The organism is Flavobacterium pallidum (assembly GCF_003097535.1).
GTDB lineage: Bacteria > Bacteroidota > Bacteroidia > Flavobacteriales > Flavobacteriaceae > Flavobacterium > Flavobacterium pallidum.
This window is the reverse complement of the sequence record NZ_CP029187.1, coordinates 1158758-1174537: the sequence shown is the minus strand read 5'-3', so window position 1 is coordinate 1174537 and position 15780 is coordinate 1158758. Positions and strand designations below refer to the sequence as shown.

The following is a 15780-nucleotide window of genomic DNA, read 5'->3' as shown; positions in this document are numbered from 1 at the left end:
AAAGCGAGTGCGAAAGCCCGGGCCGAAGGCAACGCCCATAAAAAATTAATGATCATTCAAAGGCAAGCCCAGACGCTGCCAGTCTTTCCAGTTTACGTATTCCGGGGCGACGCGATGCACTTCCATCGTGATGCAGTTGTCGACAGGACAAACCAATTTGCAGAGGTTGCAGCCCACACATTCTTCCTCTTTTACGGTATAATGGTTGTATGGATTGCCTCTGTCAACATTTATAGACTGGTGAGAAGTGTCTTCGCAGGCAATGTAACATAAGCCGCAATGGATGCATTTGTCCTGATCGATTTTGGCGATGTGGTGGTAATTGATGTCGAGGTCTTCCCAATGGGTGATTTTCTCTACAGATTTGCCAATGAAATCGGTGGTTTTCTGGAATCCTTTTTCGTCCATCCAGTTGCTTAAGCCTTCGCACATGTCTTCTACGATACGGAAACCGTGGTTCATAGCGGCGGTGCAGACCTGTACGGAAGTCGCGCCCAGGAGCATGAATTCGACCGCATCACGCCAGGTACTGACACCTCCGATTCCGGAAATGGGAACCTGTGACGCCAATGGATCCTGTGCGACGGTAGTCAGCATTTTCAGCGCAATCGGTTTGACTGCCGGGCCGCAATAGCCTCCGAAAACGCTTTTCCCGGCGACATATGGGTTTGGCACCAATGTATCTAAATCTACGCCGGTGACGCTTTGGATCGTGTTGATTAAGCTTAAGGCGTTTGTACCGCCTTCGACGGCCGCACGTGCAGTGGGCACAACCGAATGTACGTTTGGAGTTAATTTCGTGATGACAGGAATCGTCGCTTTTTCCATAACCCATTCGACAACCATTTTGGCGATTTCAGGGTCCTGCCCTACTGCTGCGCCCATTCCACGCTCGGTCATGCCGTGCGGGCAGCCGAAATTGAGTTCGAAGCCCATGGCTCCGGCATCTTCGCATTTCATGATGAGTTCGTGCCAGGAATGGCGGTCGTTGTCGGCCATGAGTGACACGATCATCGCGCGGTCAGGGAACAATTTGACAACTTCGGTGATTTCCCTTAAATTGATTTCCAGCGGCCGGTCGCTGATGAGCTCGATGTTGTTGAAACCCATCATCCTTTTCCCGGCGTAATTGACTGAGGAATATCTTGAAGAAACGTTTTTCACCTGTGAGCCAAGGGTTTTCCAGACGACGCCGCCCCAGCCCGCTTCAAAAGCACGTACAACATTTATTTTTTTATCGGTTGGCGGGGCGCTGGCGAGCCAGAAGGGATTTGGGGATTTTATGCCGAGGAAATCTGTTGATATATCTGCCATGTTAATTATGAATTGCGAATTATGGATTATGGTATAGATCCATAAAATCTAGTTATTGAAGGTTGGTTTGAGTTCTGATTCGATGATATAATCCGGGCTGATGATGGTTTTGAGGATGGCTGCCGCACCATCTTTTCCGGCTTGTACCGCATCGACTACTTCGCGTCCGCCATTCACGCAATCGCCTCCGGCAAAGACATTATCCAAGCTGGTTTTGGATTTGCTTTGTACGGACACTTTTCCGTTGTTATTTTGCAGGTTTTCGCCGGCAACCATTTCTGAAAAAGGCATTTGTCCTGCGGCTTTGATAACCATGTCGACATCGAGCGTAAAAGTTTGTCCTGTTTCAACCGGGCTTCTGCGGCCGCTGGCATCGGGTGCACCCAATTCCATGACATCGCAAACCAGTTGTGACACATTTTCACCATCGCCGATGATTTCTTTCGGGGCGGCAAGCCAGATGATGTTGCAGCCGTCGAGCTTGGCGATGTTGAGCTCCTTTTCGGTACACGGCATTTCTTCCTGTGTACGTCTGTAAACCAAATGTACCTCGGAAGCACCAAGCCTTTTGGCCTGTGTGGCGGCATCAATGGCGGTCATTCCCATTCCGATGACGGCAACTTTATCACCAACAGCAATCTCTGAATAATCGTTATTTCTTAAATCGTAAATGAATTTGATAGCATCGGTCACACCAAATAAATTTTCTCCCGGAATATCCAACTGGCGCGCTTTTCCGACACCAAAAGCGAGATACACCGCATCATAATTGCGTTGCAGTTCATCAATCGAAATATCACGGCCTAGTTCATGGTTGTATTTGATTGAAATACCACCGATCGAGGTAATGTAATTGACTTCATCTTCGCAGAATTCAGGAGTGACTTTATACGCGGCAATGCCGTATGTCATGAGTCCGCCGCCCTTGGCTTCCTTTTCGTAAATCGTGACTTCGACTCCTTCGCGGCTTAGTGTATGTGCACAACTCAAACCGGCCGGGCCTGCACCTATGATGGCGACACGCTTTCCGGTTGATGGTTTCCTGTCGAATAATTGCCATTGGTTTTTCATGGCTTTTTCGGTTGAATGGCGCTGGAGTTTGGCGATGTGGATTGGGGTTTCGTGCATCAGATTGTAGACACAGGCGCCTTCGCATAATTTCTCCACGGGGCAGACCTTACTGCAGCCCGCGCCCATAATATTCGAGGAAAAAATCGTGTGCGCCGAGCCTTTATCGTTATATGTTGCGATTTGCTTGATGAATTTCGGGACATTGATCGATGTCGGGCACGCCTTCATACACGGCGGGTCGTAGCAAAACAGGCAGCGGTTGGCTTCGGTGAGCGCCGCGTCGGGAGTTTCGAACGGCGGATGGATGTCGGCGAAATTGAATTCGTAATCCTGGTTGGTTAAACGGTTATTTTTTATGCTCATAACTTTTGTTTTGTTGTTTGATTTTTTACCACATAGCGGCATAGAAAACCGATGTGGTTGAAAGTCTATAATTCGGTAATTTCCTTATAAGTTTCAGGCCGTCTATCCCTATAAAACTGCCATTTGCCACGAACCTCATCAATCAAATCGAGATCAAATTCGGCAACGAGCAGTTCGTCATTATCCTCGGAAGCACAGGCCAGGATTTCCCCACGCGGGTTCACGAAATAAGAAGTGCCGTAAAATTTTCCAAGGTTCCATGGTTTTTCAGTCCCTACACGGTTGATGCATCCCATGAAATAGCCATTCGCCACAGCATGCGCCGGTTGTTCCAGTTTCCATAAATATTGCGATTGCCCGACGGTGGTTGCCGATGGATTGAAGACGATTTCGGCGCCATTCAGTCCCAAACAGCGCGCGCCATCGGGGAAATGACGGTCGTAGCAGATGTAAACGCCGACTTTAGCATATTTTGTCTGAAACACCGGATAGCCTAAATTTCCAGGTTTGAAGAAAAACTTTTCCCAGAAACCACCGGTCTGCGGAATATGGTTTTTACGGTATTTTCCCAAATAGGTCCCATCGGCATCGATGACCGCAGCGGTGTTGTAATACACTCCGGATTGCTCTTTCTCATAAATCGGGACGACGATGACCATATTGTATTTTTTGGCATACCCCTGCATCAATTCGGTTGTAGGGCCAGGAACGGTTTCTGCGGAAGCGTACCATTTCGAATCCTGGCCAGGGCAGAAATATGGCGTGTTGAAGATTTCCTGGAAACACAGGATCTGGACGCCTTGCCTTCCCGCTTCTTCGATATATGGAATGTGCTTTTGCAGCATCGCATCCATGATTTCAGGGATGGTGCCTTCGCCTTCGGTTTTGGCTAAACTCAATTGGATAAGCCCTGATTTTACTATTCTGGACATAATTTAAATTACGAATGAGAAATTACTATATTTTTCCTGTCACTTTATTCCGTTTTACAAATTGCCCGTAGCCTTTTTCTACTTTGCATTCGTTATTATCAATCACTACTTTCCCGCGCAATAACACGGTTTTTACTTTCCCGGTCAGTTCCCTGCCTTCGTAGGCACTGTAATCGACATTCATATGGTGGTTTTTTGCTGAAAGCGTGTGCTTTTCATTTGGGTCAAGGATTAGAATATCGGCATCACTCCCTGTGGCAATCGTGCCTTTTTTAGGGAACATGCCGAAGATTTTAGCGGCGTTTGTACTCGCTACCTCTACATATTTATTTAACGTGATTTTGCCTTTGGAGACCCCTTCGCTGAACAGCAGTTCCATACGGTTTTCAATTGCGGGATGGCCGTTCGGGATTTTGGAGAAATCGTCTTTTCCCATTAACTTTTGTTCCCACATAAATGGGCAATGGTCAGTCGCAACGACATTCACCAACCCCTGGTTCAATCCTGCCCAAAGCGTTTCCTGGTCTTTCTTTTCACGCAGCGGCGGCGACATCACCCACTTGGCACCTTCAAAATCCTGTTCATATACACTGGCATCCAAAATCAAATATTGAATGCAGGTTTCCACAAAAACATGCTGGTTCCTGCGCGTGGCAAAACGGACGGCGTTCAACGCGCCTTCACACGTTAAATGTACGATATATCCCGGACAGCCTGTGTAGTCGGCCATGTCTGCAAAACGGCTGCTGGCTTCGGCTTCAGTGACTTCTGGTTGGGATAGATAATGATATAACGGAGAAAATTTTCCTTCAGATTTGTGCTTTGCAATCAGGAAATCAATCATATCGCCATTGGTCGCATGCACATTGATCAGGCCGCCGTGTTTTTTCACTTCCTGCATCAGGCCCACCATTTGCCGGTCATCGATCATCAGTGCGCCTTTGTAGGCCATGAAGGTTTTGAATGACGTAATACCTTCTTTTTCGATGAAATGCTGGATTTCCTTTTTGGTTTCCTCATTGAAATCGGTAACAGCCATATGAAAACTGTAATCGCCGACAGCATTGTTGTCGCTGCGGCCTTTCCATTCCTGTAGCGCCGACTGCAAACTTTTGCCTTGTGTTTGCAGGATGAAATCTATAACGGTTGTTGTTCCTCCAAAAAGCGCGGCCCGGGTTCCCGTTTCATAATTGTCGCTGCTGTAAGTGCCCATGAAAGGCATGTCGAGATGTACATGAGGATCGATTCCGCCGGGCATCACAAGCTTTCCGGAGGCATCGATGACTTCATCGGCATGGACATTGAGGTTTTTTCCAATCGATTGAATGGTTTCACCTTCAATAAATATGTCGGCTGTGTAGTCGTCGGTTGCCGTTATTATTCTTCCGTTTTTAATTAAGATGCTCATATTTTTTAGTTTCTGAGTACATGAGTGCAGAGTGCATGAGCTACTTAAAAACTCAGGCATTCAGGCACTCAGGCACTTTGTTTGTTCTTCATTAAAATCCAATACCCCAATCCGCTGATACCAAATCCTACAAACCATGCATAATGATATAAGCCTGAAACCCATTCCGGAAAAACATCATTTCCGACCACTTTTATTGTGGTCAGGAAACCCGGAACATTGGGTGCAATTCCAATCAACAATGCGGCGATGGCATAAAAGTTAAATCCTTTTATAAAAGCGTAAATTCCGTTGGTTTTATACAATTCATCTATCTCCAGGGCCTGTTTCCGGATGAAATAATAGTCGACAATCATGATCCCGCCGATGGGCCCGAGTAAACTCGAATAACCGACAAGCCACGTAAAAATGTAACCTGACGGATCGGCAATCAGTTTCCACGGAAATATCAAAATCCCGATAATTCCGGTGATGTAACCGCCTTTACGGAAATCGATTTTTGATGGGGCGAGATTGGCAAAATCATTGGCCGGACTGACGATATTCGCTGCAATATTTGTTGCCAATGTGGAAATCGCCACCGCTATCATCGCTACGGAAATCAACAACTTACTATCGAATTTTCCTGCCAAAACCACAGGATCCCAAATCGTGGTTCCAAAAACGATTGTCGTTGCCGAAGTGACCACCACGCCAACAAAAGCAAATAATGTCATTGAGGACGGCAAACCGATGATTTGTCCTTTGATTTGGGCTTTCTGGGATTTAGCATAGCGGGTAAAATCGGGGATGTTTAAGGATAATGTCGCCCAAAAGCCCACCATTCCGGTTAACGCGGGAAAAAAGAAATGAAAGAAATCGGATGTGTTTACAAATTTTGAGGGTGTATCTAAAACAGGGCCAAGACCATTTGCTGCTGAAATCGCCCAAAGCAACAACGCCAATGCGGCAACGGGCAGAAAAATCGCTTTAAAAACGAGCAACTTCCTGATGCTTTCAACACCAAGATAAACGACATACATATTCAACAGCCAAAACCCGAAAAAGCAAATTGCAGGGCCGGTTTGCAACCCCCATGAATCCGGAAAAATGGGTGTTAACGTGTCCAATGCGGGAATCCATAAACGAAACATCTGGTACATCGCGAATCCACCGATCCAGGTTTGTATCCCGAACCAGCCGCAGGCCACGATTGCACGTAATAATGCAGGGATGTTGGCACCTTTTGTTCCGAAACTCGCGCGTGCAAAGACCGGAAACGGAATACCATATTTTGCTCCGGCATGACCATTTAAAATCATCGGGATCAGGACAATCGTATTGCCTAAAAATATCGTGAGGATCGCCTGCCACCAATTCATTCCGCCTTCAATGAGGGAACTCGACAGCATATACGTAGGGATGCAAAGGCTCATGCTGATCCATAAGGCGGCATAATTCCAGGTGTTCCAACTGCGTTTGTCAGCCGGCACCGGCGCAAGGTCTTCGCTGTATAATGACGAATTGGTCATTTCTGTTTTGTTCATATTTGATGAAATTTAAACCATCGCCGCATCGGAAATCCTCAGGGCTTCACTGATGATCGCAAGGCCTTCGTCAATCTGTTCCTTATTGACACACAATGGCGGCGCGATGAAAATATAACCCCAGCGTACGAAGGTGTATAATCCAAGTTCGCGGACTTTGGCAGCGATCTGGTTGGTCACTTTCAAATCATCTGCGGCAGCGTTGTAGGGCGCAATCAATTCGCCTGTGGCTTTATTTTTCAGGATATCGAGGCAGCCCAGCAATCCGGTGTTGCGGAAAGCGCCCATGCTTCGATGTTGGCTCCTCATGGCTTCAATACGTGATTCGAGATAAGCGCCCATATCACGGGCATTTTCAATCAGATTGTCACTTTCGTAAATGTTGATTACAGCCAAAGCCGCAGCCAGAGCAACCGGATGTCCGTTATATGTAAGTCCGATCATCATCGGGGTGTTCTCAAATTTTTCAGCGATTTTATCCGAAACCATCAGGCAGCCTAACGGCAGATAGGACGCGGTCAGGCCTTTGGCCATGCAAACCATATCGGGGACGATATCGTGGTTTTCAAAACCGAACCATTTCCCGGTACGCCCGAATCCGCTCATGACTTCATCGGCAACGAACAGGATTCCGTATTTTTCGCATAAGGCCTTAACCCCTTTTAAATAACCTTTTGGATATTTCAGGCAACCTGAAGAACCGCTTTCGCCTTCAAAAATAAAGGCGGCGATATTGGTTTTCCCTTCTAAGTGGATCACCCTTTCTACATATTCCAGGCTTAAATGCAATTTCGTTTTTTCATCCAGGTCTTTCATCCCGAAGAAATAATACGGGTCATCAAGATGCACGGCATTCGGCATTTGCTGGGAATCATTGGCGAGTTTTCGAGGATCGCCGCCAACGGTCATTCCGCCGATTGAACCGCCGTGGAAAGCGCGGTATCTTCCGATGATTTTATGCCTTCCCGTATACAATCTGGCGAGTTTGATCGCATTGTCAATCGATGACGTTCCGCATAAAGTATAAAATGCCTTGTTTAAATCGCCAGGACAGATTTCAGCCAGTTTCCTGGACAGTTTAGCACGGATTTCGGTAGTGCAGCTTGGGGTGACGAAACTCACTTTCTGCATTTGTTCGACAACAGCATCAGTTACACGTTGGTCGCCATGGCCTATGTTTACAGACATCAATCCCGACGAAAAGTCGATGATACGTTTGCCGCCGTATTCGTATAAGTAAACCCCTTCCGCGCGTTCAATCGCAATCGGATTTACGCTCGCCTGTGCCGACCAGGAAAACAAGCTGAATTCCTTGCTGTCGGCGATGATTTGTTCTTTTTTTAAAGTATCTTCTTTGGTAATCATTTCATTGGATTTTAGATTGTTGGACACGCTGCGCTTTAGGCCTTCAGCTTTTTGAATGCATCAGCTCATCCAGTTCACACCCGCTTCTGCGTTCCATTTGATCGTTGATTTCTTGAGTTTCGTCCAGAATTCGATGGAACTTTTTCCTGTAATATCACCTACACCAAACTTACTTTCGTTCCATCCGCCAAAACTGAAAGGCTCCCTTGGAACAGGAACACCGACATTCACTCCGATCATTCCGGCGCTTGCTTTGTCAATAATATAGCGTGCCATACCGCCGTTTTGGGTAAAAACACTTGCGGCATTTCCGTATGGATTCGCATTTTCGATTGACAAGGCTTCGTCGACAGTTTTTGTCCTCATGATAGAGATTACCGGCCCGAAGATCTCTTCTCTTGCGACACTCATTTGAGGCGTGACATAATCAATCACTGTTGGCCCTACGTAAGTGCCGTTTTCCTTTCCGGAAACTTTAGTGTTTCGCCCGTCGACCAATATTTTAGCGCCGTCATTTTCGGCTTCGGTGATGTATCTTTCGATTCGTTGCTGAGACTCTTTGTTGATGACGGCACCGAGATTTTCACCCGGAATAATCTTCCTGGCTTCATCACAGATTTTTGCAATTATCGGATCGACATCGCCCACGCCAATCATTGCAGATGCCGCCATACAACGCTGCCCGGCGCAACCTGACATGGAAGCGGCCACATTCTGTGCCGTCATTTCCGGAATCGCATCGGGCAGGACCATCAGGTGGTTTTTAGCACCGCCTAATGACAGGCATCTTTTATAATTTGAAGTCGCTCTTTGGTACACAATTTTTGCCACTTTGGTGGAACCGACAAACGAAACCGCTTCAATATCCGGATGGTCGCAAATGGCATTGACGATATCGACATCGCCGTGGACAATGTTGAAAACCCCGTCGGGCAAGCCGGCTTCTTTTAACAATCCGGCCAATCGGCCACAACTCAGCGGCACTTTTTCAGAAGGCTTGATGATCATGCAATTTCCTAAAGCAATCGCATTCGGAATGGTCCAGTTGGGTACCATCGACGGAAAATTGAACGGCACAATCGACGCGACCACGCCAAGCGGGACATGCTCTGTACGGCATTCGACACCTTTGCTCACTTCGAGTAATTCACCAGTAATCAATTGCGGCAACGAGGTGGCAAATTCCGTAAGCTCGATGCATTTTTCGATTTCGGCGACGGATTCTCCATAAGTTTTTCCGTTTTCCTCACTGCACAATTCGGCCAGTTCCTTCAGGTTTTTTTCAAGTAAATATTTGTATCGGAAAAACACCTGCACGCGTTCCTTAATCGGGGTTTTGCTCCAGGATGGAAACGCAGCCTGAGCGGCTTTTACAGCTTTGTCCAAATCGGAATCGGAAGACATTGGGACGGTCGATAAATGATTTCCGTCGAGAGGGGAAATGACATCCATGGTTTTTGACGTGGAAGCGCTTACGAACTTCCCGTCAATATAATTTTGAATTGCGGGGTACTTCATTTTTCGTTACATTATGTTTTAAACGTTTTAACGAAAATATAAACAATTTTCAAATAAACAAGCCTCATGTTTGTATTATCCTTAAATATGGAATCAATCTATTTTGATATTCTTATTTTCATATCCATACCGACCCAAATATGGAAGTAATAAAAGATAATCTTATATTTGTCTGAACCACCGTTATATACGGCGCCTGAAAACCTTAAAACACCACTATCATGAAAAAAATCCTTTTATTACTATTATTGACTGTCATTCCATTGCGCGCCCAGGAAGTGAAAGTTGTTTCTGACGAATGGACTTCGTTCACTCAAAGCATCGCTATCGAATCAAAAACAAAGAAAAAATTCCGCTTGGAAGCCTCAGTGAAGGTAGTGACGAAAGATCCGCACGCTACGGCAGGGCTTTGGGCAAGGGTCGATAATAAAAATGAAGAGCAGGGATTTTTTGACAATATGGGGGATCGCCCGATTACATCCGACACCTGGCAATCCTACATCATTGAAGGCACGATTGATGCCAACTCAAGTGTGCTGAATTTCGGGGGTGTAATGGAATACAACGGCCGGTTTTACTTCGATGATTTCAAATTGTCGATTGAAAATGATAAAGGCACTTTTGACCAGGTCGCCATCCGCAATGCCAGTTTTGAGCAAAAGGTGAAAAACAACAGCATTCCGGAATGGAGCCTGGGAGTTTCAAAAGATAAAATCATAAGGGTCAAAGAATATGAAATCGCTTCCGCAGAGGATAAAACCGCCGGAAAATCCTCGTTACTCCTTGAAGGAAAAGGGATTGTGTATAAAGAGCGTGGAAAAATCGGAAATGTTGAAGGTGCTTCGCCACAAATTGGCGCAATGATTTCGATGCTTGAAGATTTAAAGGACCGGGTGGAAAACAAGGTGAAGAACATGAGCCAATATGAGCTGGATTACCTTCATGATGATAAGGCAAACCGGATTGGTTCGTTGATCATGCACCTCGCCGCCGCGGAAGCGTATTACCAGGTACTGACATTTGAAAACCGCACTTTTAATGAGGAGGAAAAGAAAAAATGGGAAGTCGCATTGGATTTGGACCAGGGCGGCCGGGACGAATTTAAAGGACACGACGTGCAATACTACCTCGATATATATAACGAAGTGCGCGCCAAAACTATTGCCGAACTGAAAAAGCACGATGATGCCTGGTTTGAGAAAACACCCAACGGCACGAGCATGACCAATCATTATTGCTGGTTTCATGTGATGGAACACCAGTCCAGCCATTTGGGACAGATTTTGTTTTTGTCCAAACGGATACCGCCGCAGCAAGAGGTAAAGCTCGACCAGCCTATAAAGAATTAATTTTCACAGATAAAATAAAAAGGATTAAGCCATTCGGAAGAGTGGCTTTTTTTTATGTCCATAAATAATCCTTCTCCGAATTTTAACACATTTAAAAACAAGTAATTATACGTATAAACGCGTTAAAAAATAGACCTACTTTAGCTTTTGAAATTCTTATCGCGGGCGATAACTCATTGCCATACAACTTTTTATAATTGAAATTACAGTCAACCCGGCAGCATAAGGCTTTTAGAACCAGATCATAACATCATTTATATCATTAAACCAATAAACAGCCATGAACAATCAAACCAATATCGATGAAGGGATTACCGGCCCTCAGGGCATTACCGGGCCACAAGGCGTCACGGGTCCGCAAGGGGAAATCGGGCTACAGGGAGAAACCGGAATAACAGGACTGCAGGGTCTCACAGGTCTTATGGGTGAGCAGGGATTGACCGGGCCGCAGGGAGAAACCGGCGTGCAGGGAATCACTGGCTATCCCGGAAACACTTGGAGCTACCTTGTTGTCAATGGGATTACAGGACCACAGGGCATCACCGGATTCCAGGGTGTCACCGGAATCCAGGGTGAAACCGGGCCGCAGGGGATACAAGGAATCCAGGGAGAAACAGGATCACAGGGACCGCAAGGCATACAAGGTGAAACGGGACCACAGGGGAATCAGGGAGAAACCGGACCGCAAGGTATTCAGGGGAATAATGGTGCTGACGGGTCAACCGGACCACAGGGAAATAACGGTGCAGACGGATCAACAGGGCCGCAGGGACCTCAGGGGGAAACCGGCACGCAAGGGAATAACGGTGCAGATGGATCAACAGGACCGCAGGGACCACAAGGAAACAATGGTGCTGACGGGTCAACCGGACCACAAGGGCCTCAGGGCAATAACGGTGCTGACGGATTTACAGGGCCACAGGGAGCACAAGGCAATAATGGTGCAGACGGCTCAACCGGACCGCAAGGGCCGCAGGGCAACAACGGTGCGGATGGTTCTACAGGGCCGCAGGGCCCCCAGGGTGGCCAGGGTGGTCAGGGATTCCCAGGATCAACCGGCCCACAGGGACCTCCGGGTCAGCTGGGTAAGGTAATGAGAGGCAACTGGGGATACGCAGTCAACATCCAGCCTGGTGACACCCAGAAATTCAATCTTACAGGTACTACATTGCTGCTTCCTCCCGGAACATATACCGTATTCGTCTGCATGCTTATCAATGTAAACAACCTTTCCTCCGGTTCGTCTTATTGGGTACGAACGACATTTACAGACGACAGGAATGTCCAATATCCCACCAAGGACATCAAAGGCGGGTATCTCGTGAGCGGCTGTATTGTAGGTCCTGCGAAGTATGCTACCGCCTCCGGAATGCTCGTCATCGAGAATTCATCAGGAAGTTATAAGAACTATTATTTTCTCGCAGGAAATGTAATCCCTGTCGGCACTAATGAGACCGTCAATAACTTTGGCGGAGGCATGTGGAACGAGGACAATATCGTTGCCTTCCCGATGCAATAAGCATTCCGGCCAATCAATTTACCATAAATAAATCCCGATGGAATTAAACCGTATTGACAATACCTGTCTGTTTGTTCCCGATATCAATCCGGAGCAGATTTCGTTTGCCTATTATTTTTCTGCAGCCAATATCAACCCGATCCCTTCCGCAATGACCTTGGCACAGTCATGGAATGATTATGCCGGTGCTTATGTCTTTTTCGGGCAACCGGTGAAGAGGGAAGATTTCGGAAGTTGCACTACTGCGCTGCAGGATTATTTTTCCGGCAAAAGTGCATTGGAACATACCGGCATCCTGTGGGTAGCCGACATTAATAAAATTAAAAACCCCGATGCATCCAATCCGGTTTTCCTGATCAGCTCCAAAACAGATGATTCCAATGACATTATTATAAAAAACGACAGCAACGTATCCATAGGATCTTACCGCATCCCGATTTTCAAAGACAGCCCGATTGATCTGGTCAACGAAACCGAAACTATTATCATCGGTTATCCCAAAACTGATGGTGCGCAGCCTCCCGCTTACGGTAAAGGCATCAGCATTCCGCTATCAGGGCGAGCAGCCGGGACCATCGTTTTCGAAGGCGCTATTGGCGACTGCAGTGATGCTTTCAGGACAGGCTGGAATGTCGGCCTCAAATATTATTATCCGGATCAGAATAATAATATCACACAACTCCAATATCCCGTCTTTGAAACAAAAAAAGGCGATCAATTGTTTTTTAATGCCCAATGGGACCCGTTACATCCGGTGGATTCTAAGCGGACCTTCCTGCATTTCAAGAAGGAATGGTTTCAGATCCTACCCAATAATTCCGGTGGATTCCAAATCGCTACACCCGACAATCCGGGCTGGCTTCCTAGCACTTTCCGCACTATTTACGGAAATCCCGTTTTCCTTGTTCCGGATGATACCGCAACCGAAAATTTCCCGGCTTTAGTATTCCAACCGCTGCCGAAAACTAACGGGAATACGGATTATTACCTCGCCCCTTCCGGCGATTTTTGCATGGCTGTAAGGGAAAAGGCTTCCAATGCGGAAAACACGCACACGCTCGTTGCGGGTGTCATGGGTACCGAATACATTTCATTTATTCCGGCAACCGGAAATTACAAAGGCGACCGCATACGCTTTACCCCGAACAACGCAGCATTTGCGCAGGCTTATCCGCTGACCGCCGCAAAAGTCGTTTCAGCTGTAGCCGATTGCCTACCCGGAGCGCTGCTCTGCGATACTTATATGACTTCATGGATGGGCTTTTACCAGGGCGACACTGTCGAAAAACCGCTTTATCATTCCCAGCCGGAATCGAGTCCGTTGTTCCTTCCATCAAAATCTACAGGCTCAGGCCCCGAAACACTGACTATAATGGATGTGTATCCTGCCGCTTCGGCAGCATTCCCTCCGGTGAACAGCACCGTTTTCCCGATGGTGCCTTATGCCGGGGCTGTTGGTGACAAAACCCTGTTGCAAACCATGCGCGATTTTGAGATCAGCATCCTGAACCCGTCGCGCAGGAAACAAATTGCCGAACATGGCACAACAAACCAAAAACTCCTCAAGGATGGCGAAGCAAAAACAACGACCACGCCACAAGGATTGCTCGCTACAATAAGCGGGTTCGACTGGAGTTCAGTATTATTGGCACAAAACCTCGTGAGCGGTAGGAAACTGGAATTTACCGGCAGCCCCGCAATCTCATCACCGATACAGCAGGCTTTGCAGAGCAACCAATTGTTTATGGTGATTTCGTCGCCGCATCAATTGGGCGCTTTTCAGAATGAGATCGACATTGAAGGCTGGCCTTTCATGATCAATCCGCAGGGCAGCGACAATAGTTATTCGAACGTATTGATCTTTAAATTCTGTGACGGCAGCCTCAAGGACCGCGCTTCAGACACGCAAACCTGGACGAACTCCGGCACTTTTAATGACAAACCGGATTTGGTGTCGCAATGGCTTACGAATTACATCAATGATGCGACAGATCGCGCCGCAAGCGATGCCAGGTTCCAAAACTTCGTTGACATCGTCACCAATGACGGCTGGAACGGCATTCTGGCATTACAGGTGGACATCGGATTGGACAATTTCCCGGATGATTTACGCGGACTGTTAGGCGGAATTGACCTTACGCACTTCAATGGGCACCACTTCGGCATCCAGGTCAATTATATCAAGCCGGATGATAACAAGCTTACGATTCCAAAGAGCTCACTTTTCGGGCTCATCAGTTATTATGATGCCGCATACGCATTGGCAAACGGTATCAGCACAGGGTATCCGGCTGAAGGCACCACAATCAATCCTGGTGCAGACGGGTATAATTTTGCGGTATTGTATTTACAGGTGGTTTTCGACAATTCCAGCATCACTGATTTCAACAGCCTCATCGAGATATCGGCTACGAATTGGTTCGGTGAACCTGCCTTTGCGAACTGTACCGTCCAGCTTATCGGAAGTTATGAAGAGCATAATGGCAAACCTACCTATTCATTTACCACTAAAGAAGGTCAATTCTACCAGTTTTACATGAACAGCCAGGTGCTGAATTATGTACAGATTGTAAAAGCGCGTTTTAATACCAATATCAATCCCACTGAAATGCTCGAAGCCGGGGAAGAAGTGTCGCACATCAGCAGTACCTTCTCTTTTTGGGGCTACCTGAATTTCGTACAGCTTGACGGTGTCGATATGTTTTCATTTGGCGATGAGGTCCCGACGCCGGGCTCCATTGATACCGGATTGTATTTTTACAACCTGGCCATCCAGATGAATATGGACCTGATTAAAAGTGCTGACACGCCTCCAAGCTACAGCATCAGGGACAGGGTATTCGATTTTACCGAAGAAAGTACGTCTTTTGACACCTCACTCAGCACCGTCCACGACCGAAGCCTGTACCCTAATTTCCCACTTACCATCACCAGCCTTACGAGCAGTAAAGCCGGCACGGCCGAAGAATTGGGGTATGTGCCGCTGCAACTCCCTAACAATGTCGATTTCGAAGCGTTAGGTGATGATTGGTTCGGCCTGGTTTGCACGCTGAATCTCGGCAGTATGGGTGCACTCGCTGCACAGGCGGGCTTTACCGCAAGGATTCTTTTGGCCTGGAGCGCTTCGGCAGATAAACCCGCAGTAATGATTGGGATAAGGCTTCCGGGTACCGGTGGGGCAAAAGGGTTTTCGTTCCAGAATGTCCTTCAACTCAGTACGGAAGCCTTCGTGCTGAACCTCGACAATACCACCTATCCCGGTAAAACGATTTATTCATTATGGCTCAGGAGCATCGGCATGAGTTTTCTCGGCGTGAAATTCCCACCTGGCGGCACCACCAACCTGATCCTTTACGGCAATCCTGACGCACCCGGCGAAATCGGCTGGTATGGCAGCTATCTAAATTCCTAAATC

At 47.2% G+C, this 15780-nt stretch carries 10 protein-coding genes; 3 read left to right on the top strand and 7 right to left on the bottom strand.

Annotated features, from left to right (window positions below):
- Positions 1-45 precede the first annotated feature (45 nt).
- From preA to HYN49_RS04675, 7 genes are all read right to left on the bottom strand, one after another.
- Complete coding sequence (preA, locus tag HYN49_RS04705) at positions 46-1314, bottom strand: NAD-dependent dihydropyrimidine dehydrogenase subunit PreA (protein WP_108903043.1); 1269 nt, start codon at positions 1312-1314, stop codon at positions 46-48.
- 48 nt (positions 1315-1362) lie between these two features.
- On the bottom strand, positions 1363-2748 hold the full coding sequence (locus HYN49_RS04700) for an NAD(P)-dependent oxidoreductase (protein ID WP_108904957.1): 1386 nt from the start codon (positions 2746-2748) through the stop codon (positions 1363-1365).
- 65 nt (positions 2749-2813) lie between these two features.
- Complete coding sequence (locus tag HYN49_RS04695) at positions 2814-3680, bottom strand: nitrilase-related carbon-nitrogen hydrolase (protein WP_181369005.1); 867 nt, start codon at positions 3678-3680, stop codon at positions 2814-2816.
- 25 nt (positions 3681-3705) lie between these two features.
- A complete protein-coding gene (gene hydA / locus HYN49_RS04690) occupies positions 3706-5088 on the bottom strand; it encodes a dihydropyrimidinase (RefSeq protein WP_108903042.1) in 1383 nt (460 codons plus the stop codon).
- A gap of 68 nt (positions 5089-5156) precedes the next feature.
- Positions 5157-6614, bottom strand: a complete 1458-nt coding sequence (locus tag HYN49_RS04685) for an NCS1 family nucleobase:cation symporter-1 (protein ID WP_108903041.1) — start codon at positions 6612-6614, stop codon at positions 5157-5159.
- Positions 6615-6626: 12 nt separating this feature from the next.
- On the bottom strand, positions 6627-7979 hold the full coding sequence (locus HYN49_RS04680; protein ID WP_108903040.1) for an aminotransferase class III-fold pyridoxal phosphate-dependent enzyme: 1353 nt from the start codon (positions 7977-7979) through the stop codon (positions 6627-6629).
- 60 nt (positions 7980-8039) lie between these two features.
- Positions 8040-9497 (bottom strand): CoA-acylating methylmalonate-semialdehyde dehydrogenase, encoded by a 1458-nt coding sequence (locus HYN49_RS04675; protein ID WP_108903039.1) that lies wholly within the window; start codon positions 9495-9497, stop codon positions 8040-8042.
- A 221-nt stretch (positions 9498-9718) separates the two neighbouring features.
- Between HYN49_RS04675 and HYN49_RS04670 the strand changes: the two genes are divergently transcribed.
- From HYN49_RS04670 to HYN49_RS04660, 3 genes are all read left to right on the top strand, one after another.
- A complete protein-coding gene (locus HYN49_RS04670) occupies positions 9719-10846 on the top strand; it encodes a DinB family protein (RefSeq protein WP_108903038.1) in 1128 nt (375 codons plus the stop codon).
- Positions 10847-11126: 280 nt separating this feature from the next.
- Complete coding sequence (locus HYN49_RS04665) at positions 11127-12365, top strand: collagen-like domain-containing protein (protein ID WP_108903037.1); 1239 nt, start codon at positions 11127-11129, stop codon at positions 12363-12365.
- Positions 12366-12402: 37 nt separating this feature from the next.
- Positions 12403-15777: a hypothetical protein gene (locus HYN49_RS04660; RefSeq protein WP_108903036.1), complete on the top strand. Its 3375-nt coding sequence runs from the start codon at positions 12403-12405 to the stop codon at positions 15775-15777.
- Positions 15778-15780: the final 3 nt, after the last annotated feature.